General features: G+C 44.9%; 21 protein-coding genes. 5 read left to right on the top strand and 16 right to left on the bottom strand.

Going from position 1 to position 18,568, the window contains the following annotated elements:
* Nucleotides 1-429: 429 nt before the first annotated feature.
* Nucleotides 430-825, bottom strand: coding sequence for a hypothetical protein (locus ACBR23_RS18885; RefSeq protein ID WP_341736251.1), 396 nt, complete (start codon nucleotides 823-825; stop codon nucleotides 430-432).
* 243 nt (nucleotides 826-1,068) lie between these two features.
* Here ACBR23_RS18885 and argS point away from each other — a divergent pair, with 243 nt between their 5' ends.
* The gene (gene argS / locus ACBR23_RS18880; RefSeq protein ID WP_371119999.1) at nucleotides 1,069-2,826 is read left to right on the top strand and encodes an arginine--tRNA ligase; all 1,758 of its coding nucleotides are present in this window, start codon (nucleotides 1,069-1,071) and stop codon (nucleotides 2,824-2,826) included.
* Nucleotides 2,827-3,191: 365 nt separating this feature from the next.
* Here argS and ACBR23_RS18875 read toward each other — a convergent pair whose 3' ends face one another.
* The 4 genes from ACBR23_RS18875 to ACBR23_RS18860 form a co-directional block, all read right to left on the bottom strand.
* Nucleotides 3,192-3,602, bottom strand: coding sequence for a hypothetical protein (locus tag ACBR23_RS18875; protein WP_371113974.1), 411 nt, complete (start codon nucleotides 3,600-3,602; stop codon nucleotides 3,192-3,194).
* 79 nt (nucleotides 3,603-3,681) lie between these two features.
* Entirely contained in the window at nucleotides 3,682-3,993 is a 312-nt protein-coding gene (locus tag ACBR23_RS18870) for a hypothetical protein (protein WP_371113973.1), read from the bottom strand.
* A 358-nt stretch (nucleotides 3,994-4,351) separates the two neighbouring features.
* Complete coding sequence (locus tag ACBR23_RS18865) at nucleotides 4,352-5,182, bottom strand: RimK family alpha-L-glutamate ligase (protein WP_371120000.1); 831 nt, start codon at nucleotides 5,180-5,182, stop codon at nucleotides 4,352-4,354.
* 75 nt (nucleotides 5,183-5,257) lie between these two features.
* The gene (locus ACBR23_RS18860) at nucleotides 5,258-5,422 is read right to left on the bottom strand and encodes a hypothetical protein (RefSeq protein ID WP_371120001.1); all 165 of its coding nucleotides are present in this window, start codon (nucleotides 5,420-5,422) and stop codon (nucleotides 5,258-5,260) included.
* Between ACBR23_RS18860 and ACBR23_RS18855 the strand changes: the two genes are divergently transcribed.
* Complete coding sequence (locus ACBR23_RS18855) at nucleotides 5,413-7,665, top strand: transglycosylase domain-containing protein (protein WP_371113969.1); 2,253 nt, start codon at nucleotides 5,413-5,415, stop codon at nucleotides 7,663-7,665. The two genes, ACBR23_RS18860 and ACBR23_RS18855, sit on opposite strands and share 10 nt — an antisense overlap.
* A 63-nt stretch (nucleotides 7,666-7,728) precedes the next feature.
* Nucleotides 7,729-8,349 carry a Uma2 family endonuclease gene (locus ACBR23_RS18850; RefSeq protein WP_371113968.1) on the top strand — a complete coding sequence of 207 codons (621 nt, stop codon included), beginning with the start codon at nucleotides 7,729-7,731 and terminating at the stop codon, nucleotides 8,347-8,349.
* A 108-nt stretch (nucleotides 8,350-8,457) separates the two neighbouring features.
* Here the strand turns inward: ACBR23_RS18850 and ACBR23_RS18845 are convergent, their stop codons facing one another.
* The 9 genes from ACBR23_RS18845 to ACBR23_RS18805 form a co-directional block, all read right to left on the bottom strand.
* The gene (locus ACBR23_RS18845; protein WP_341730309.1) at nucleotides 8,458-9,129 is read right to left on the bottom strand and encodes a Na(+)/H(+) antiporter subunit B; all 672 of its coding nucleotides are present in this window, start codon (nucleotides 9,127-9,129) and stop codon (nucleotides 8,458-8,460) included.
* Nucleotides 9,129-9,716 carry a DUF4040 domain-containing protein gene (locus ACBR23_RS18840; RefSeq protein ID WP_371113967.1) on the bottom strand — a complete coding sequence of 196 codons (588 nt, stop codon included), beginning with the start codon at nucleotides 9,714-9,716 and terminating at the stop codon, nucleotides 9,129-9,131. Before ACBR23_RS18840 ends, ACBR23_RS18845 begins: the two co-directional genes overlap by 1 nt.
* The gene (locus ACBR23_RS18835) at nucleotides 9,706-9,993 is read right to left on the bottom strand and encodes a monovalent cation/H(+) antiporter subunit G (protein ID WP_340521664.1); all 288 of its coding nucleotides are present in this window, start codon (nucleotides 9,991-9,993) and stop codon (nucleotides 9,706-9,708) included. Before ACBR23_RS18835 ends, ACBR23_RS18840 begins: the two co-directional genes overlap by 11 nt.
* Complete coding sequence (locus tag ACBR23_RS18830) at nucleotides 9,990-10,220, bottom strand: hypothetical protein (RefSeq protein WP_340521673.1); 231 nt, start codon at nucleotides 10,218-10,220, stop codon at nucleotides 9,990-9,992. Before ACBR23_RS18830 ends, ACBR23_RS18835 begins: the two co-directional genes overlap by 4 nt.
* A gap of 140 nt (nucleotides 10,221-10,360) precedes the next feature.
* Complete coding sequence (locus ACBR23_RS18825) at nucleotides 10,361-10,744, bottom strand: Na+/H+ antiporter subunit E (RefSeq protein ID WP_341736239.1); 384 nt, start codon at nucleotides 10,742-10,744, stop codon at nucleotides 10,361-10,363.
* A complete protein-coding gene (locus ACBR23_RS18820) occupies nucleotides 10,741-12,171 on the bottom strand; it encodes a cation:proton antiporter (protein ID WP_371113966.1) in 1,431 nt (476 codons plus the stop codon). Before ACBR23_RS18820 ends, ACBR23_RS18825 begins: the two co-directional genes overlap by 4 nt.
* Nucleotides 12,172-12,254: 83 nt before the next feature.
* Entirely contained in the window at nucleotides 12,255-12,590 is a 336-nt protein-coding gene (locus tag ACBR23_RS18815) for a cation:proton antiporter subunit C (protein WP_340521667.1), read from the bottom strand.
* Nucleotides 12,591-12,779: 189 nt separating this feature from the next.
* Nucleotides 12,780-14,045, bottom strand: a complete 1,266-nt coding sequence (locus ACBR23_RS18810; protein WP_371113965.1) for an ABC transporter permease — start codon at nucleotides 14,043-14,045, stop codon at nucleotides 12,780-12,782.
* A 318-nt stretch (nucleotides 14,046-14,363) separates the two neighbouring features.
* The gene (locus ACBR23_RS18805; RefSeq protein WP_371113964.1) at nucleotides 14,364-16,184 is read right to left on the bottom strand and encodes an efflux RND transporter periplasmic adaptor subunit; all 1,821 of its coding nucleotides are present in this window, start codon (nucleotides 16,182-16,184) and stop codon (nucleotides 14,364-14,366) included.
* Nucleotides 16,185-16,397: 213 nt separating this feature from the next.
* Here ACBR23_RS18805 and ACBR23_RS18800 point away from each other — a divergent pair, with 213 nt between their 5' ends.
* On the top strand, nucleotides 16,398-16,526 hold the full coding sequence (locus ACBR23_RS18800; protein ID WP_371113963.1) for a hypothetical protein: 129 nt from the start codon (nucleotides 16,398-16,400) through the stop codon (nucleotides 16,524-16,526).
* A 38-nt stretch (nucleotides 16,527-16,564) separates the two neighbouring features.
* On the opposite strand, the gene ACBR23_RS18795 is transcribed toward ACBR23_RS18800, so the two are convergent.
* Together ACBR23_RS18795 and ACBR23_RS18790 are read right to left on the bottom strand one after the other, a co-directional pair.
* Complete coding sequence (locus ACBR23_RS18795) at nucleotides 16,565-17,311, bottom strand: pentapeptide repeat-containing protein (protein ID WP_371113962.1); 747 nt, start codon at nucleotides 17,309-17,311, stop codon at nucleotides 16,565-16,567.
* Between the two features lie 19 nt (nucleotides 17,312-17,330).
* Nucleotides 17,331-17,975, bottom strand: a complete 645-nt coding sequence (locus ACBR23_RS18790; protein WP_341730348.1) for a hypothetical protein — start codon at nucleotides 17,973-17,975, stop codon at nucleotides 17,331-17,333.
* A 275-nt stretch (nucleotides 17,976-18,250) separates the two neighbouring features.
* Between ACBR23_RS18790 and ACBR23_RS18785 the strand changes: the two genes are divergently transcribed.
* Nucleotides 18,251-18,553 (top strand): WGxxGxxG family protein, encoded by a 303-nt coding sequence (locus tag ACBR23_RS18785; protein ID WP_371113961.1) that lies wholly within the window; start codon nucleotides 18,251-18,253, stop codon nucleotides 18,551-18,553.
* Nucleotides 18,554-18,568 lie beyond the last annotated feature (15 nt).

The following is an 18,568-nucleotide window of genomic DNA, read 5'->3' as shown; positions in this document are numbered from 1 at the left end:
ACTTTATCTCAAAAATTTAATAATTTAAACTTCAAACATAAATTTTTAATCTCTGTTTGCTGGTGGCGATCGGGTTTTCCCTAAATAGCTATAAATTCCTGTTGCTGTCTTTTGATGCGAGACGCTTGGGGAATTTATGCCGCTTTTTGATAGCCAAAGTAGCGAACCAGGAAACACAAAGATTTGAAGAACGAATAAAATCAATGACTAGATCGATGCCAAAATTTCCTAACTGTGGAGAAGCTTGCTATAGATGCACCGCTGTTGGAGACGGCAGGTAATATTCAGATCAACTGACAAGCTGGCATTTTATTGATAACAGTTGCTGCGCCGCCGAGCGCGACCTTTGATAACGATCGAATTACCTGCACGTTTGGGCTTTGAAGAGAAATGCAATACAGCTTAAGTGCTGGTTGCTAATTGTAGATTTTAGCGATCGGCTGTTTCACAGTCACACAAAATAGAAAAGAATTTACAAGCTAGACAATCAGTGGGAACTTTTTCTAAGTTTTGTCGATCGACAGTTTCTAGGGCTGCACTGTCGGCGGGCTTGACGCAGAGAGCAACTTGTCCGACTCCAGCCATAAGTTCGGCAACCCGATCTAAAATACTTTCCATTTTGTTAATCAGTTGCTCGGCTGCTTCCAGCGTCGGCGCGATAATCAAAAAGGTTTTGACTCCTTCGGGACTGGGTGCAAAGCCGAGGGTACACTCTCGTAATAATGCTTGAGTTGAGAGACTCAAAGGGTCATCGAAGCGATCGATTACAGCTTGATAAAAGGCTTGAGTCAGAGAACGATCGCCAAAAATAGGTTGAGATAACATGGCAACTTCCTTTGGTAGGATCTTTAGGAGGATTGAAAAAATTTTAACATACCTTAATTTAATCGATTTAATTAAATTTGAGCGCGATCGAGATCATCAACTAAATGTGATTTTTGAGGATTTGTGTAGCGTTCGCAACTGTGATAAAATCAGTTATGTGTTATCGCGGCGAATAATTGACATCCCCAGACTAACGCGCCAGAAAAGTAAAAATATTCCTAATTTTGGCTCTACTTATACAGTATGTTCTCAACCACATCCCAGTTAAAAGCAAGATTTGACAAAGCATTCACCACAGCATTCGGGGAAAATCTAGCAGGTACCGATCCGATGTTGACCGCAGCAAGCAATCCCAACTTTGGGGATTTTCAGTGCAATGCGGCGATGAGTTTGGGGAAAAAGTTAGGAAAGCCACCACGGGCGATCGCCCAAACCATCATCGAAAACCTCGACATCGCCGACATCTGCGAAGCCCCAGAAATTGCAGGCCCTGGTTTTATCAATTTAAAACTCAAACCGGCTTATTTGGAAGCGCAAGTTAGGGCGATGGCGATCGACCCCCGTTTGGGAATCGCACCCACAGAAACACCTCAAAAAGTGGCGATCGACTTTTCCAGCCCCAACATCGCCAAAGAAATGCACGTCGGGCACCTGCGATCGACTATTATCGGAGATGCGATCGCCCGCATCCTCGAATTTCTCGGCCACGACGTCATCAGAATCAACCACATCGGCGACTGGGGCACCCAATTCGGAATGCTCATCGCCTATTTGCGCGAAGTACACCCCGAAGCATTAACAACTGCTGACTCCCTAGATTTAGGCGATTTAGTCGCATTTTACCGCCAAGCAAAACAGCGATTTGATGCAGACGAAACCTTCAAAGAAACCGCCAGACAAGAAGTAGTAAAACTGCAATCCGGTGCCGAAGATACCCGTCGCGCTTGGAAATTGCTATGCGATCAATCCCGCCGCGAATTTCAAGTAATCTACAACTTACTCGACATCAAATTAACCGAACGTGGCGAATCGTTTTACAATCCATTATTACCCGCAGTAGTCGAGGATTTAACCAGTCTCGGTTTGCTAGTAGAAAGTGACGGTGCAAAATGCGTTTTTGTAGACGGTTTCACCAATAAAGAAGGCGAACCATTGCCGCTAATTGTCCAAAAAACCGACGGTGGCTACAACTACGCCACCACCGATTTAGCAGCAATCCGCTACCGCATCGAAGAAGACGGCGCAAAACGGATAATTTATGTCACCGATTCAGGACAAGCCAACCATTTTGCCCAAGTATTTGCAGTAGCCAGAAAAGCCAATTGGATTCCCGAAGATGTGGAGATTGTCCATGTTCCCTTCGGTTTGGTATGCGGAGAGGATGGCAAAAGACTCAAAACTCGTTCTGGGGATGCAGTGCGGTTGCAGGATTTGCTCGATGAGGCGATCGTGCGAACCCGCGCAGATTTGGAAACAAGATTAGCAGCAGAAGAAAGACAGGAAACAGAAGAGTTTATAGCTAACGTCTCTCATGTAGTTGGTTTGAGTGCGGTTAAGTATGCCGACTTAAGTCAAAACCGGGCAAGTAACTATGTCTTTAGTTACGACAAAATGCTGGCTTTGCAAGGAAACACGGCTCCATATATGCTCTATGCTTACGTGCGCGTGCAGGGAATTCGTCGCAAAGGAGGAATTGATTTTGATAATTTAGATGCTGGTGCAAAAGTGATTTTAGAGTCTGATGCGGAGTTGGTATTAGCCAAGCATCTATTGCAATTAAATGAAGTTCTCAGTTCTGTGGATGGGGATTTATTGCCGAATCGAATTTGTCAATATTTGTTTGAATTGAGTCAAAAGTTCAATCAATTTTTTGAGCAATGTCCGGTGTTGAAAGCTGAGGAACCGTTGAGGAGTTCGCGGTTAGTTTTGTGCGATTTGACGGCGCGGACTTTGCAGTTAGGCTTAGGATTGTTGGGGATTCAGGTATTGGAGAGGATGTGATGCTTTAACTATTGTGAAACAGGCAAGATTCCTGGCGATGTAGGGGCGGGTTCGCTAACAATAATTGCCTGAAACCAACCATCTCAAAAACCCGCCCCGGCCTGATTACTAGAAAAAACGTTCATAATCATCGTGGTTCCCAATCCAAAACCATGTCACGGTATCTCCTTGTAAAATGCCCACTGATCGATGGCTCCGCGTGATTCTCACAGACCAGATATTTTCTTCTTGGTTGATACACTTAAAGTGCAAAGATGGATAAAAGGGATTTTCAAGCCACAAACGATAAGCTTTTCTAGCTTGCTCTTTTACTCTACTGTCAAGAGAATTGTAGTTTTCCCAAAAGGAAGGAAGGGTGGCAGATTTCATAGCTCATTCAGTTTCATTTCCTGTGCCTTTCCTTCAGCAATTTCTTGTTTTGCGCGTTGGGCAGCAGCCACAAGTTGCGGTTGCGTCTTTTGAAAAGATTCGTCCCATTGAAGCTCATCTTTTAAGTCTGCGATATACTCTTTCAAGTATTCTGCTACTTGCTGCTGTAAATTTTCTGGCAGAGACTCCATCATCTCGATCACTGCATCAATTCCTTCCCACAGTTCAGAAAGCGGTACAGTCTCTCCTGTCATTGCTTCGTGCCATCCTTGACGAAAACAGTCTTCGGCTGACTTCAGCGGTTCCTCAGCAAGAACGATAATGCGGACTCTGCGATCGGCAAATTTTGCCGCTTGGGCGAGAATTTCTTCCCACGTTCCCTCTAGTTCTAACACTTGTGCTGTCATTTTTTTGATGGAATTGTGACTAAGTTTATTTTAGCATAGAAAGAAGTGCGATCGAGTACAATGACAGTAGCTTAAGGAATTATGGAGAAGAATTTAGAATTACTTTAATACCTTTTTCCAATCTCTTAATTTCCGTCCATTGCGAATCAATCCAGGCTCTTTCAGCCTGACGTTGTGCAGGTGTTTCTTGCTGATATCTATCTTGCTTTTCCAGAAATTCATTGTAAAATCTCAGGGCTTTAACTAAAGCTCTACTTCCATGGTATAATCTGTCATCAAAGATTGAATTGATGAAATTATCAATCGCGGTTGAAACCTGCTTTTTAAAATTTACAACCTCTTCCCAAAAAAGATCGCCTAAACTGTGGCTAATCTTTACTGGTATTTTCAAGGAATGGAGTGAAGTAGCCGAAATTAGGAGACGGCAGTGCCGTGTCCCTACAATATTTTGGGTAGGGACACGGCATTGCCCATTAGTGTCAACTTAACGTCAAACCCAGTCAGAGACTGTTGTTTGACTATTAAGCCTAGATCCCCCCTAGCCCCCCTTAAGAAGGGGGGGACAGGAGTCTTCTCAAAGTCCCCCTTCTTAAGGGGGATTTAGGGGGATCTGGACTAGGATATAAACGAGATTTTTCAAGGCTTTCAGGCTTAAGTTGACACTAATGGGCATTGCCGTCTCCTCTATATCATTCCGGTTCAACCGGAATTGATATTACTCAACTCTTCATTTCAAATAAGGTGTTTTGTTAACAACCAAAGTTCTCTAGAATGTGTTTAAACATTGTTACGACAATTTGGCGATCGTTATCTCTGACAAATATATCGTAATTGGGACTTGAATTAATCTCAATTAACCAGTAATCGCCATTTTGGTCGATCGCAATATCAAAGCCACCATAAGTAACATTAATTTCCGCAAACACTGGCTGCACAAAGCTTTCAATCTCTGAGATAATCTTGGAATCATTGATATGCTTAGCTGTGGCTCCCTCCCAGTGCAGCGGGCTTAAATTACCCATGAATTTAGCACCTGATTTATCTTTTTCATACAGCAAAACTAGCTTTTTATTGAAAAATACCGCCCGATATTCATGGCGGATATCGATATATTCTTGAGCTAGGCAAATGTAGTCATAATCTTTGCTATTGACATTAAATACTGTTTCAATAGCTGCTTGAATTTGCTCCGGGGTTTCACACAGGAACACATTGTTTCCAGCGGAACCTCGATTTCTTTTGATAATCAGGGGCAATGAAAATAATTTACTCACCTCTGTGGCAATTTCTTGACATTTTTGAATTTTCAAATATTCTCGATATTTTGACTCGCAAAAAGGAGATAAAAAACCCATTGTTTTTGGGGTTTTAATTTTACCATTCAACAGTTGATAGGTATATTCTTTATCTTTAAATATTTGGACTATGGGTGCGCTATTAAACGGTGTAATATAATTTACAAAGTAATAGTATTGACCAGAATGTTGAATTCTGATTAAGTTTTGGTTGGGGGCAAGAATTTCATAATTGATATTTAACTGTTGACAAGCTTCAAGCACCAGACTGATATTAGTTAGCATAATGTTAAGTGGAAGGAAAAAACTATTCTCAATGCCCGATGCCCAATGCCCAATGCCCAATATCCTACAATGAGATTAGCCCGATCGCACAATCTGATCCCTACACACCCGAAAATCGATCGCACTGGGGGGAAAATAGCCCTGAGTCTGGGCAGGATTCCGAAAATAGCCAAAAGTTAAGAGTAGAATAGTCCAAGAGCCGATCGCTCGATCGTAGTCTACAGCGAAATATGACCCCACCGCAGCCGCCCCACAAACCTCGAACCGTCTTGGGTGCTATTACTCAAGCAGTCCAGACTATCGCCAAGGTTAATTTTAACCAGCTAGTGCTGAAACCGAATGCCAAAGTCCCCGAACTATGGGTGCAGGATGCCGGTGCTACCAAGGCCGAGGTTTATCCGCTATTGGGCGATCGATATCTTTTAGGTCGATCGTCCAAATCCTCTGATATTGTCATTCGCAATGCCGTAGTCAGCCACCTACATTTATCCCTATCACGGGATACGACGCGCCGCACTCCTTTTGTCATCAAAGACGAAGGTTCTACCAACGGAATTTACCGCGGCAAAAGGCGAATTCAAAGTATGTCCCTGCGTCACGGCGATGTATTTACTTTAGGGCCACCAGAACTCGCCGCTGCTGTCAGAATTCAGTACATAGATCCGCCACCTTTGTATTCAGAAATTTTGCGCTACAGCTTTTATGGAATCAGCGGAGTCACGGCTTTAATCGGGATGGCGATCGGCATTGAATCGACCAAATTTCAAGTACGTCCTCTGCCGAGAAGTGTCAACGGGCCAGTGATTGTGTACGCCCGTGATGGTCAAACTCCCCTGCGTCCTCCTCAAAATAATGCTCACTTAGAATTAAAGAAATTACCCGATTTTTCTCCTTATTTAGCCAAGGCAGTCATGGCTTCAGAAGACAGTCGCTACTACTGGCATTTAGGAGTAGATCCCATCGGCGTTTTGCGTGCACTTTTAACCAATTTTCGTGGAGGAGGAATTCGCGAAGGAGGCAGCACTCTGACACAGCAATTAGCTAGGAGTTTGTTTCGAGATTATGTGGGGACTCAAGATTCCGCGGGGCGCAAATTTCGAGAAGCAGTAGTTGCATTAAAGTTAGAAAGTTATTACAGTAAAGACGAGCTATTGCTGACTTATTTGAACCGGGTGTTTTTGGGAATTGACCTTTACGGTTTTGAGGACGCATCTCGGTTTTATTTTGGCAAATCTGCCAAGGATTTGAGTTTGTCAGAAGCGGCAACTTTAGCGGGAATTTTGCCTGCTCCCAATAGTTTTAACCCGATTCAAAATTATCAGTTGGCGGTGCAGTATCGCGATCGGGTAATCGAACGGATGCGGGCGATGGGGACAATTTCTCAGGAAGAAGCCGATCGCGCGAGGCGATCGCGAATTGAGATCAACCCGAAAGCGCGCGAATTTTTGCAAAGTACGATCGCTCCTTATTTCTACAGTTATGTATTTGACGAATTAGAATTTTTACTGGGGGAACAGTTAGCCAGAGAAGGTAATTTTATTGTAGAAACTGGCTTAAATCCCAGCCTGCAAAAACTAGCAGAAAGTTCACTCAGAAATACGGTTGAAAATTCGGGAGCAAGGGCTGGTTTTTCTGAAGGAGCCGTGGTAACACTCAACACAAAAACTGGGGAAGTCCTAGCTTTAGTTGGCGGTGTAAATTACCTGCAAAGCCAGTTTAACCGAGCTACTCAAGCATTGAGACAACCCGGTTCTACCTTTAAGATTTTCACCTATGCAGCCGCCCTAGAACGGGGAATTTCCGCCAATAAAGGTTACTCCTGCGAACCCCTTTCTTGGGGCGGACAAAGTTACAGTGGCTGCGAAAGAACTAGCGGTAGTGCAGATATGTATCGGGGTTTAGCACAGTCAGAAAACGCCATTGCTTTGCGAGTAGCCCAAGATGTTGGTTTAGATAATGTAGTGCGAATGGCCAAGCGTTTAGGAATCACTTCTCCCTTGCGTTCAACCCCTGGATTAGTATTAGGTGAAAGTGAAGTTAACGTATTGCAATTAACCGGGGCTTTTGGGGTTTTAGCCAATCGGGGCTTGGGCAATCGCCCCCATGTAATCAAGCGAATTATTGATAGCAGCGATTGCGAAGATAGAAAAAACTTTAAGAATTGTCGCGTGGTTTATGACTATCAAAAAGATGGAGTAGCTAATCAGCAATTAGTTTCGGAAGTCGTAGCAGATACCATGACAGATATGCTGCAAGGAGTGGTGCGGGGAGGTACCGGTAGCAGTGCGGCTTTGGGCTTGGGAGAAGCGGGCAAAACTGGCACGACTAATGATAACAAAGATTTGTGGTTTGTCGGTTATATTCCGAGTGAGCAACTGGTGACTGGAGTTTGGTTGGGAAATGATGATAATTCTCCCACTCAGGGAGGTAGTCGAGATGCGGCTCAATTGTGGGGGGATTATATGCGACAGGTGGCGCGTTAATTCATCAGGAAATATCAACGCCAGATTTGCTATAATTGATACGATCGGTAATTCTCAAAACTTATGATCCAAGTTTCACCCAAGCTCGTAAACTTCGAGGAATTTGTGGAGTGGCTACCTGAAAATTCGACGGTACGCTACGAATTGCATAACGGAGATATTGTGGAGATGGCACAACCAGTAGGCGAACACGAGGAAGTTACAGGCTTTCTGACAATCAAAATTTCCGCTCTAATTGATCGTCTGGGATTGCCATACAGTATCCCGAACAAAGTGATAGTTAGACCCCCTGAAAAAGATTCGGGTTATTTCCCTGATGTGTTGGTGCTGAATCGTGCAAATCTGGCCAACGAAACATTATGGCAAAAACAATCTGTCCTGAGTTTGGGTGCATCCATACCTTTGGTAATTGAGGTTGTGTCAACCAATTGGCGCGATGATTACTATTTAAAATATGCTGATTATGAGGAGATGGGTATTCCTGAATATTGGATTGTGGATTATGCTGCGTTGGGTGGACGCAATTTTATTGGCAATCCGAAACAACCGACGATTTCTGTGTGTAATTTGGTTGATGGTGAATATCAAGTTCTCAAGTTTAGAGATAATGACAGAATTTTATCGCAAGCTTTTCCCGATTTGAACTTGACTGCAAATCAGATTTTTCAAGCTGGTTTAGTGTAAATTTGGATTTTTTTTACCGCAGAGGGCGCAGAGGGCGCAGAGTAAGATAAGAGAGGGATGACTCAATCCGATCTCTGTCAATTTGAGATCGGAATATTGATATATGAATCACAACAATCCGCGATAACGGATAAATACTAACATTACTGCCCAGGAACCCAAGGCGACTTTGAGTGCAACTATGATATTGAGTAAGGGGAGAATGCCGCCGCTTAAAAGCGTGCCTAATTCTCCGTGGGGTAACTCATATCCAGACAGAGTGATTACTGAGAGTACAATAAAAACCAGTACGGAAACTTTCTCCCAAGTCGCGGCGTGCCACTTTTTGTATATGTCTTGCATCGCCTGGGGTGATGAGGTAATGGCGATGAGTCCGATCGCGGTTCCGCCCGCTACACCGGCTGCAAAACCACCGCCGGGACTTAAGTGCCCGCGAATTGCTAATTCTACACCCACCAATGCCGCAATTGTTGCTCCCAATCGTGCCAAAATAATCGATGGTCGATCGGTAAATTGATAAATCGCGCAGGACGGCTTTTCATTGGCGAGTAGATAACTTGCGCCCAAAATGGCGATCGTAAATACTACGACTTCAAAAATGGTATCATACAATCGGTTTCGCAAAATGATACCCGAAACCGCATTGGATACTCCACTATCTTGGACAACCAATTCGACGATAGAACTTTGCTGCGATGATAATAAGTCGGCTGTTGGATTAGCAATAAGCAGCATTTTCACAAACAGCGCTATTCCAGCTACAATGTAAACCCATTTCATCAATGCTTCTCCTCTACGTCTGGTGTATTTACATAGGTTAGGGTTGTCCCCGGTGATGCAAGTTCCGTTTGCATGATGTCATAGACGCGCCGAACTCTAATTACGGTGTTATAAGGTTGCACTTCGCCACTTTGTTCTAGTTGTTCTTGTGGGGAACAAACAGCATGAACTTCTTTTTCCATCAGCGCCCGCTCTAATGCTTGTGGAGTCGCATAGGGAACCAATTCCAGACGCATATGGCGTTTCTTGAAAACTGCACGAATGTCATCTATCACTTGCTGAAAATGACCTGTTTTTTTGTCATCTGAGACAGCATCATTCTCTATCCCACCTTCGATGACACCCAGACGCAGCACCAGGGATGAACGCACCGTCACTGCATAAAGTGTAATCGCGAGTAGAGTGCCCATCAAGGCTTCGGTCAAGCCGACATCCCCCGCGCCTAAAATTGTATACACCAAGGCTGCGATCGCCCCCAATACACCTCGCAGCAGCAATGCGTGGTATGGATTGACCTGAAACACCAGCATACCAGCAGCTAACGGGAGCAGAGCGACGAGGACATAAATATAGCTGTTATCGTTCATAGTTACTCCCTGCATTGGAACAATAGGCTAATACATATCCCAGCATTGTATTCCATATTGCTAAGCAAATGAGGGCAAGAATTAACAGAGGCCATTTACTGGGTATTTTCAGTAACAATCCAACAACAATCAACATCGAGCCAAGGGTATCTGCTACCGAAAGACTGTGAAGTTTATATAAAACCGATCGCTTCCCCAGCAGATAAGAAGTACCCCAAAACCAGAAGAAAATTCCTATACCGATGCAGGTATAACTCAAAACATCTATTACAATCATGCGTCACTAATACGTTTAATTATTTGTGCCAACAACATCAATCCAGCATTACCAACACTGAGGATAATCGCCGCTACCACACCGATCATCCAATCATCGCGCCAGACAGATATAACCAGAGCAATGATTGCCGCCTTAGTTGAAATACTAGCAAAAGCCAACATTGTCTGCCAGATATCATCATCTTTCCATACCTCATACATGGGAATGAGCAGAGCCAAAATCATCAAAATCAAAATCAAGTTGTTCAAGTTCTGCAATTATCTACCCTCCTAACTTAGCTCCATAAAAACTAGAAATTTCCCTCTTCTCTTCCTCTGCGCCCTCTGCGCCCTCTGCGGTAAAAAAAATCCTCAAAAAACATCAGCTAATTACTAGAAGTCCGTCGCACCCGGTGCACTTCGTAAAAACCCTCTTCGTGGTAATTCACAACAATTGTTTTCGGCGTAAAAGTAATCAAAAACACATCAAGGAAGATTAACAAGGGCGATCGATGATTTGGTACTTTCTCCATAATCACATCTTCATGTCTGTGGGGACGGAAGATGAGTTCAAAGGCTTCTATATAAGCTATGGGAATCGCCATCAAGATTTTACCAAATACATCAAACCACTCCTTTAAAGGTTCTGGGGGTGCGTAGCTGCGAGGTAATAGAAAAGCTATGACAATACCGATCGCAATATTTGCCAAACTAAAATCCGCAGTCAGTAAAAACCAGATGCTCAATCTTAAGATGAGATGTCCAATCATTTTGATAATGCCATCCAGAATAGTATAAGTGGAATTAGACTCATAAAACCGACCAAATGATCGAATTCTTCTAGGATACGTGGCAGTTTGATTGCCGTGCGTTGAAAAATCAAGAAATAGGCTAACCAACCAACAGCGATAGTGGCGATCGCCTTCAGCATATTTTCCAGCGTATAAGCCTCAACATAAAAAGCATTAGCTGCCATCAACCCACCCAGCAACAGCAACACAGCAGCCCAAAAACCTGGTTTTGCTTCCCCTTGGCCACCACGGGGTAGAAAGATGAACTTAGCAAAGGAAATTGCCGTTCCCACTGCGGCGACATTCATCGCGATCGCTTGCCAAGGTAATAAACTTTTCATCGTCAAAACTTTGGCCCCAAAGCCAACCAAAAAGGGGAAGCCAGAGATTGATAAGCTAGCAATAACTAAAGCAATCCAGATTTTGAGTTCGATCGGCTTCTGTTTCAATTCTTTCAGATTCCGGCTCGGTAACGAGCCAGCAATCAAAAACAGCGAAGATTTGACCAAACCGTGTGCCAGGGCATAAAAGCCGCCCACTTCCGGTGCAGCGAGAATAAAGCCCAACTGCGAAACCGTGTGAAAAGCCAACATCCGTTTGCTATCTTTTTCTAAAACGGCACAGAACACGCCCATTAGCGCCGTCCCGACCCCGAAAATCTCTACAATGGGAGCCACCTCATCCACCATGAGGGCGCAGCGCACGAGGGGATATACCCCCGCTTTCACCACAATTCCTGATAGCAAAGCCGACACCGGTGTTTCTGATTCGGAGTGAGTTAAAGGTAGCCATAGCCCCGATACAAACACACCTCCTTTCACCAAAAGTCCCATAAAAATCAGAGCGATCGCCTCTGGGGGGGCTTTTGCTAATCCTGCAAAACTAAACGAATGACTTGCTTGATAAACCAGCACAGCACCGATTAGATAAAATAGCATTGCCGTGTTGCTAATAAATAGATAGCGCAAAGCTACCCAAATAGAGTGATCGGTTCGAGGATAGGAAATCAACAGAAAAGCCGCAATCCCGCTGACTTCTAATCCGACATATAAACTGATAAAATCCGTAGAGGCAAAGGCGGCATTTAGACTGCCATGCACCATCAGAATCTGTGCATAAAAAAATGCCGACTTATCTGTGGGCCAACAGTAGAGAACAACCGCCGCCGTGACTAGGGCATTGGTTAAGATAAAATAGCCGCTCAAGCTATCGACTAACAAAGTCACGCTGAAATTATTTAGTAACTCCAGCGTCACTGCTGACGGCATTGCAAAAAGCTGGAATGCAAAAGCAGCAGATACAATCGCTCCTAATAGGGCGAGATACTTGTCAAGCTTGGGCATCAAATAAATGATAAACCCGATAAAAAATGGAAATCCAATCCAGGCGATCGTCAGGGTATTCATCTAAAAAACTTCGGTAGTTTGGGAAACCCCATCTTTGCAAGAGCGGGGAGTATTAATGAGTGTCTCTGCAAGAGCGGGGAGTATTAATTAGTGTTATTCATCTCAATTTCGTGAGATTCCAATGTCGGATTATCTCGCGCCAGCTTCATCACCCCTACCAGCATTAAAGCTTGAATCGAAAAGCCGATGACGATCGCCGTTAAGATCACCGCCTGGGGAACCGGATCGGCGTAGGGGACATCTTTGCCTTTTGCAATAATTGGTGTCAGCCAGCCATCTCGCGCTGCTACTACCACATAATAGGCGATAACCCCTGTGCTCATGACATCCATGCAGACGATTTTCATGATCAGGTTTTTTTTCAAAATTATACCAAAAAAGCCGCAAAATACTGTTGCCAATACCAATGCTTCTAACATGGAAATTGCCTGTTGGATAAAGAGTTTTTCGGGTTATATTGGAACTCAAGTAGATTATTTCTAATTGCGTCCAGGATTTATCATAATTGGTATCATGTACCTAAAGCAAGAGATTTTCTCAGTTCAACTCTGCATCGGCGGAGCGATCGCGCTCGCAACAGGGATTAAGCGGGCCCAAATTCAATAAATTCAATCATTCCGCAAAGCTGCGATCGGATCTAAGCGCGCCGCATTCCTCGCCGGAAGCACCCCAGCCAATAAGCCCACAGTAAAAGATAGCCCAAAACCCGCCGCGATCGACCATACTGAAATCACAAACGGAAAACTAAATGCTGTGGCAGCCCCAAAGGCGATCGCAATTCCCAACCCAATACCCGCCGTACCCCCCACCGTCGAAACCAAAACCGATTCAGCCATGAATTGAATCAGAATAGCCGCATTAGTCGCACCTACAGCTTTCCGAATCCCAATTTCCTTAGTCCGCTCCACCACAGACACCAACATAATATTAGCAATACCAATGCCGCCAACTACCAGAGAAATGCCGGCGATCGCCACCACCATCACCGTAAACAAACCTACCACATTGCTAAAAGTATTAACAATATCAACTTGATTAATCACTCGAAAATCATCCGGTTGTGGCGGATAAATATTATGACGTAAACGCAAGATATTTTCTACTTGAAATTGAGCATCGGCTAAATCAGACTCCCCGGTAGTTTGCAACCAAAAACCAGAAATAGCAATTCCCGATAAAGAATTTCTACCCACAATCCGAGCCGACATATTTTTCAGGGGAACATACACGCGATCGTCCTGATCCGTACCCCCTACCGACCCCTTGGGTTCCATCACTCCAATCACCTTATAGCGGTTTCCCTGAATGCGAACATCAGCAGATAGCGCATTAGCCCCAACTCCAAAAAGGTCATCTCGCACCTTAGAACCGAGGACAACTACTGGCTCAGCAGCATTCAATTCATCCTCATTAAAAAACCGTCCAGCTTGAGGTTGAATATTCTTAACATCAGGATAATTCAAATCAGTTCCCAAAATAGCAGTAAACGAATTTTGCCCGCCATAAACAACTTGCACGCTTCGCTGCAAAAAAGCGGAAATCGCCTTAACTGCCGGTGCTTGGAGGCCGATCGCCCTAGCGTCATCCCATGTCACAGTAGAAGCAGAACCACTACCCTGACTGACACCACCCGATCGCGAAGCACCAGATAAAACCAATAAAACATTAGTACCCAAAGCCTTCAACTGTTCCTCAGTAGACTTTTGTACTCCCTGGCCCACCGAAGTAATCGCAATCACAGAAGATATGCCAATAATTACCCCAAGCATCGTCAAACTGGTGCGCAATTTATTATTCCATAGCGCTTCTGTGGCCATGAATACAATTTGAATGTTGGAGATTTTGTTGATAACTGGCGGGGTTTTTAATTTCATATTATTTGTTATTAGTTATTTGTTATTAGTTGTTTGTTATTTGGTGGCAACTTCTAATAATTATGCCTAAATTTCACCCTAATTTATCACCTGATGATGCAACCGGAAACGATATGATTTGTGGCACAGTCCGCCGGGGGTTGAAACCCCCGTCTCATAGCTAAAGTCGGTTGAAACCGACTGAAAATTAATCTAAAACCGATGTACATCAACTAACTCTTCAGTCCTCTTTCAGAGGACTTTCGCTATGAGACAGGGATTTCAATCCCTGTCGGACTCTGCGACGAACCAGCTAGCCCCGACTGCGCGGACTGACAACTAACGCAAGCGAGTTCCACCCCCCGGTTGCAAACCCGGAATCCCCCCCGATGATGGACTTTGAGATTTCTGCCGCAAGCCAGGGGGTAAACTAATAAAAACCTTTTCAGTTCCCTGCAAGCCCGATCGCACTTCCGTCTGATCATCAACCGTCATCCCCGTCTTAATCGGCACAAACTGAGGCTTCCCATCTTCACCACCCGTAACATACACCCCCGTTTCCTTTCTTTGGCGAACAATTGCCGCAGTCGGGACAACCAAAACATCCTTCAATTCACCGGCTTTAAACTCCACATTCACATTCATTCCCGATCGCAACAATTTCTTTTCATCATCAACAATCGAAGCTTTCACCTCAAAACTGGTAACATTTTGCTGAACGATCGACTGAGGTGAAATTTGGCTAACTTTACCTGTAAAAGTCTGTCCGGGATAAGCATCGGCTTGAATAGACGCACTTTGGCCAATACGGATTTGAGCAATATTGCTTTCGGCCACATTAGCCACAACCTGATTTTTTGAAGCTAAGGACAAAATCGAAGAAGAAGTCGCCGAAGACACCGCACTACCAGCCGTTGTTGGGGTGACAAAAGCCCCCGGATCGGCATATTTCCGAGTCACAATACCGCTGAAAGGAGCGCGAATTTTCGTATCGTTAATCAGGGCTTGCACGGTTTGGAGACTGCCTTTGGCGGAGAGAACTTGGGCCCGCGCTTGGGCGATATCTTCCGGGCGAGAACCGGCTTGAATTAGCGCCAAAGCTTGCTGTTTTTGCTCCAATGCTGCTTCAGCAGCGGCGATATCTTCCGGGCGCGCCCCCACTCGCACTCCAGCCAAAGCTTGCCGTTTTTGCTCCACTGTGGCCCGCGCTTGGGCGATCTCTTCCGGGCGAGCACCGGCTTGAATTAGGGCCAAAGCTTGCTGTTTTTGTTCAACGGCGGCCCGCGCTTGGGCAATCTCTTCCGGGCGCGAACCAGCTCGCAGCAAGGCTACAGCTTGTTGGGCTTGTCTGACTTGAGTTTGAGCTCGATCGCGCGCCGTGCGAGAAGTATTCACAATTTGGAGAGCAATCGCTCCTGATGTATAGAGTGCTTGATTTCTCTGAAAGTCTTCTTCTGCCTGATTTTTGGCATATTCTGCATCCCTGAGTTTAGATTCAGCTTGGGCGATATCTTCGGGGCGATTACCCTTGAGCAATTTTTGGAGAGTTGCTTGTTGTTCGGCTAATTGCGCTTGGGCGACGGCAATATCCTGACTGCGACTACCGTTGAGTAATTTTTCAAGACTAGCTTGTTGTTCGGTTAGTTGGGCTTGGGCGACGGCAATATCCTGACTACGACTACCGTTGAGCAATTTTTCAAGACTAGCTTGTTGTTCGGCTAATTGCGCCTTGGCGACGGCAATATCTTCGGCTCGATTACCATTGAGTAATTTTTGCAAGTTGGCTTCGGCTGAGGCTAGTTGTCCGCGATTTTGCGTAAGTTGCCCTTGGAGGTTGGAATCATCCATTTGCGCCAGAATTTGCCCTTTTTCAACGCTGTCTCCTTCTTTGACGAGCAAACTTTTGAGCACTCCTGATGTTTTGGGGCTGACATTAACGCTGCGTTCGGGTACTATTGTGCCGTTTGCTGAAATGGCGATGGGTAAATTCACTCTTTCTACAGCAACGGTTTTTTCCTTGCGCCTGCTTTCCCGGCTGGATTTGACTGTGAGTTGGGTGTAAGCTGTGTAGCCAACTCCTGCAAGCAATCCGGTGGCGAGGAACCCGATTAACCACGGAGTCAGCCCTTTTTTAATTTGAAAGTGCTTTATTAAGTACATATAAGTTAGACCGATCGGGCGTCTGTTTACTTTAGACCGATCGGGAACACAAAACGTTCAATTTAATTGATGATTTTTTTGGTTGAGCGATCGACCTCGCAGTAAATTTTCCGCAATATTACTTAATAAAACTCCCCATCTTCATCAAAAATTTATTTAAACAGGTATTTTTCAGCAAAACTTTACAGATATGCTCTGAAAATACTGTTAGATTTGCTACAAGTGGATGTCACCGTCACCAACAGTGACAATGAAACTCCGGGAATTACAGTTAATCCGACGGCGGGGTTGACTACTGGTGAAGATGGCATCAGCGCAACCAGTGACAGTAACTGCGGTTAATGATAGCATCGCTGACGGGAATATTGACTACAAATGACTTAGAGAACAATACTACCATCAGGCATCATAGTTTTGGTCAAAATAGCTTCCGACAAATTTGCTCCTTTCAAATTTGCTCCTCTCAGATTCGCCCCCGCCAAATTAGCTCCCCTCAAGTCAGCTTTGCCAAGGTTTGTCCACCGTAAATCAGCGCCTTTCAACAAGGCAAAACTCAGATTAGCCCTAAAAAGATAAGCTCCCGTTAAGTGAGCTTCCACGAGATTAGCTTTATAGAAATTAGCACTATAAAAATGCGCCTCAATCAACTCTGCTTGACTGAGATTGGCTTGACTCAGATTAGCATTATTCAGGTTGGCTCCCGTCGCCTTAACTCCACACATCACCGTACCGATTAAGCTAGCATCTGCTAAATCGGTATTTTGGAGATTAGCAGCGCTCATATCTGCCCCGATTAAATTTGCCAGACTCAAATCGGCTCCTCTCAAGTCGGCTTCCTGGAGGTTGGTTCCAGTTAAATTAGCTTTGACTAAGTTAGTTTCCAGCAGTTGGGTACGCGCTAGATTTCCTAGACTGAGATTAGCTTCAGTGAGGTTGGCTGCAATCAATTTAGCTTTGAATAAGTCGATTTTAAACAGGTTAGATCGCCCAAGATGCGCGCCTCGCAGATTGGCTTCTGCCAGGTTGGCTTCACTCAGGTCAGGTTCGATATTTGGGTGAATATTTCTCCATTCAATCCAGGTTACAGCACCCAGTTTCAGCAGTGCCAAATGCTCTTTATTTGCCATAATTACTCTCCTTTAATGGCTATTCTTTTCGTCCAAAAATTGCTGGATTGTCCCGCCCGGCCACACCTTCAATTGCCGCAATTGCCGCCTGGGAACCTGCGATAATATCTCGTTCTGCTCCGCCTAGGTACAGCCGTCCAAAACTGCCTACAGCCTGAACCTCTAGAATATTAATAGATGCGCCTTTTTCGGCTTCATTTGCCGCTAGTGCAGCATAGGCTGCCGGTTCTACTTCTAATACGTAAAGCGTTTGTCCCGCCAGCAGTAATTGTCCCCGGCGGGTGCGGTTAATTAATTGCGTTTGGTGGGCGTCGATGTTGCGAATAATTTGGCTGGAAATAACTCGCGGTTTGATACATTCTTCTCTGCGAACTCCGATGAATTCTAGAATCGCTTTCCCCGCAGCCCTGGTTTCCCCCTGCTGGCTTGAATGCACTTCCAGAAGGCCGTACAAGCGTTCGACTATCTGTACTCCTGGGCGCACAGAGGCAGATTTGAGGGCGACATCGGTAATTCGGTTAATTTCGATGCCAGGGGAAATTTCGATCCACAGCGACGCATCCCCCGGTAGCGGCAAGAATCCGGCCGCGACAGTGCCTATGTATGCTGCGTGCTGTGGCTGTAGGTTGTCTAGAAAGACGTAGCTGCGTAGCTCTATGCCCAAAAGTTTTTATCTCCGTCGATCGATCTGCAACTGTTTTCCTTGCAATATCTGAGTGTACCGCACGGTTGACTTGTTTTCTTCCTTGTCCCATCAGATGCCGCTACCCCTCTATCCCCTGTTGATGCTCTACACTAGGGTTCGATAGAGTGGGAAATTGACCTATAGTAATAGCTGGAATTTACCACAGTTTATGGCTACAGGTGGATTTTACTGGAGTTGGCTATCGATATAGTAGTGATAGTTAAAGATTTTGCCCACAAAGAGCATTTTTAGTTATGAAACGTTCTGATTTATCTAAAGTTATTGGTGCAGGAATTATTGCTGCTGGTTTAGCCATTGTACCAGCTAACTTGCCTGCTGCTGCTCAGACGAATACAGCTCCTGGTACTAATAGCACTACAACTACCACAAGTCCTCGCTCCGATGTTTACCGTACAGAGTCCGATCGCGATTTTGACTGGGGATGGTTGGGACTGCTCGGTTTGTCTGGTTTATTCGGTTTGATGCCCCGCAAGGAAACAAAAACCGTCAACTACACTACTACCGATCGCGACCCCTCTGTTCGCACTGAATACTAATGCTACTTTAGTATG

Origin of the sequence: Microcoleus sp. (genome assembly GCF_041354475.1) — a bacterium.
Lineage (GTDB): Bacteria > Cyanobacteriota > Cyanobacteriia > Cyanobacteriales > Microcoleaceae > Microcoleus.
This window is presented reverse-complemented; position numbering and strand designations above follow the sequence as displayed.

Excerpts from the sequence above, each read along its gene's own strand:
- ACBR23_RS18825 (WP_341736239.1), bottom strand. The coding sequence starts at position 10,744 with ATGATTGGACATCTCATCTTAAGATTGAGCATCTGGTTTTTACTGACT.
- ACBR23_RS18820 (WP_371113966.1), bottom strand. The coding sequence starts at position 12,171 with ATGAATACCCTGACGATCGCCTGGATTGGATTTCCATTTTTTATCGGG.
- ACBR23_RS18840 (WP_371113967.1), bottom strand. The coding sequence starts at position 9,716 with ATGAACGATAACAGCTATATTTATGTCCTCGTCGCTCTGCTCCCGTTA.
- ACBR23_RS18835 (WP_340521664.1), bottom strand. The coding sequence starts at position 9,993 with ATGATTGTAATAGATGTTTTGAGTTATACCTGCATCGGTATAGGAATT.
- ACBR23_RS18865 (WP_371120000.1), bottom strand. The coding sequence starts at position 5,182 with ATGCTAACTAATATCAGTCTGGTGCTTGAAGCTTGTCAACAGTTAAAT.
- ACBR23_RS18810 (WP_371113965.1), bottom strand. The coding sequence starts at position 14,045 with ATGAAATTAAAAACCCCGCCAGTTATCAACAAAATCTCCAACATTCAA.
- ACBR23_RS18845 (WP_341730309.1), bottom strand. The coding sequence starts at position 9,129 with ATGAAATGGGTTTACATTGTAGCTGGAATAGCGCTGTTTGTGAAAATG.
- ACBR23_RS18875 (WP_371113974.1), bottom strand. The coding sequence starts at position 3,602 with ATGACAGCACAAGTGTTAGAACTAGAGGGAACGTGGGAAGAAATTCTC.
- ACBR23_RS18850 (WP_371113968.1), top strand. The coding sequence starts at position 7,729 with ATGATCCAAGTTTCACCCAAGCTCGTAAACTTCGAGGAATTTGTGGAG.
- ACBR23_RS18855 (WP_371113969.1), top strand. The coding sequence starts at position 5,413 with ATGACCCCACCGCAGCCGCCCCACAAACCTCGAACCGTCTTGGGTGCT.
- ACBR23_RS18805 (WP_371113964.1), bottom strand. The coding sequence starts at position 16,184 with ATGTACTTAATAAAGCACTTTCAAATTAAAAAAGGGCTGACTCCGTGG.
- ACBR23_RS18885 (WP_341736251.1), bottom strand. The coding sequence starts at position 825 with ATGTTATCTCAACCTATTTTTGGCGATCGTTCTCTGACTCAAGCCTTT.
- ACBR23_RS18830 (WP_340521673.1), bottom strand. The coding sequence starts at position 10,220 with ATGATTTTGGCTCTGCTCATTCCCATGTATGAGGTATGGAAAGATGAT.
- ACBR23_RS18815 (WP_340521667.1), bottom strand. The coding sequence starts at position 12,590 with ATGTTAGAAGCATTGGTATTGGCAACAGTATTTTGCGGCTTTTTTGGT.
- ACBR23_RS18795 (WP_371113962.1), bottom strand. The coding sequence starts at position 17,311 with ATGGCAAATAAAGAGCATTTGGCACTGCTGAAACTGGGTGCTGTAACC.
- ACBR23_RS18785 (WP_371113961.1), top strand. The coding sequence starts at position 18,251 with ATGAAACGTTCTGATTTATCTAAAGTTATTGGTGCAGGAATTATTGCT.
- argS (WP_371119999.1), top strand. The coding sequence starts at position 1,069 with ATGTTCTCAACCACATCCCAGTTAAAAGCAAGATTTGACAAAGCATTC.